This window comes from Methylobacterium tarhaniae (assembly GCF_001043955.1).
GTDB lineage: Bacteria > Pseudomonadota > Alphaproteobacteria > Rhizobiales > Beijerinckiaceae > Methylobacterium > Methylobacterium tarhaniae.
Window position 1 is genome coordinate 1 of the sequence record NZ_LABZ01000373.1, and the last position, 1086, is coordinate 1086.

Below are 1086 nucleotides of genomic sequence, written 5' to 3' on the forward strand. Positions count from 1 at the left end.
TCTGGCTCGACGCCGACTCGAACATCGTCGATCGCATCGATTACGATGTCATCGCCCGCAGCATTCCTGAATACGCGATGGTCTCTTATCTCGGACGCTCGTGGCGGTATACAGAGTGCGGGTATGTCGGCTATAACATGCGGCATCCTCTGACGGCCGCGTTCGCCGAGACCATCGTCCAAATGTACACATCTGGTGCAGTTTTTTCTTTGAAGGAATGGCACGACAGTTACGTCTTCGATGTAGTGCGCCTTTATTTTGAGCGTTATTTCGGCGTTCGCAATTTTAATATCGCCAGGTACGTAGATGATCTTGATCACGTATTTCTGAATACCGAGCTTGGCCTATACATCGATCATATGAAGGGTCCGCGCAAATCCCAAGGAAAAAGTCGGCTCGATGACCGTATCGTAACATATAAAACTGCTGAGAAAGATCCTAGCCGGGCAGATGCCGCAGACGACACGGATAATAATGCGACCTCTCCGACGATTGAGCAACCCGTCACTATCAATACGGATAGTCGCGAACTATCGGTCGCGCTGGTCGGCAACCATGTTGTTTTGACGCCGCTTGCACCACAGCAGCCAATCGACGTTATTATTAAAATAGATAGCGAAATCATCGGCTCACGGCAAGTCCATGGAACAGAAGATGTGCCAGCTGGAGAGCAGCGCATCGCGTTACCAGCATCACTCTACGATGGGGTCGAGCATGACATCTCGATCTTGGAGCGAAACTCCCGGCAGATTTTAGCCACTATCAAGTTTCGCAAATCCGATGAGCCTGCCGGCACGGACCAGCGTTCTAAGATTGCGCGCAGGCCATACATCTACGCCGAAACAGAATTCAAAGCTGTCGCAGATCTTTTTCATTGTTCACTATTAAGGAATGAAGCTCGCGGCGACTTTATGGATCGTCCGGAAACTCTCGAGCATTTGGGATATGTGGCGAGCACAAAACCGGCTCGTGCGACCGTTGGAATTGTGCTGTTCTGCAGTACGATCAGCGAATTGTGGCATTCCCCGGCCTTGAAGCAATTCGCCGGCGTCGCCGATCTGAATTTCGAGCTGATCGTAGTTTTGC

At 50.9% G+C, this 1086-nt stretch carries 1 pseudogene; it reads left to right on the plus strand.

Going from position 1 to position 1086, the window contains the following annotated elements:
- A pseudogene (locus VQ03_RS34130) lies at positions 1–1086 on the plus strand (hypothetical protein); the annotation flags it as partial.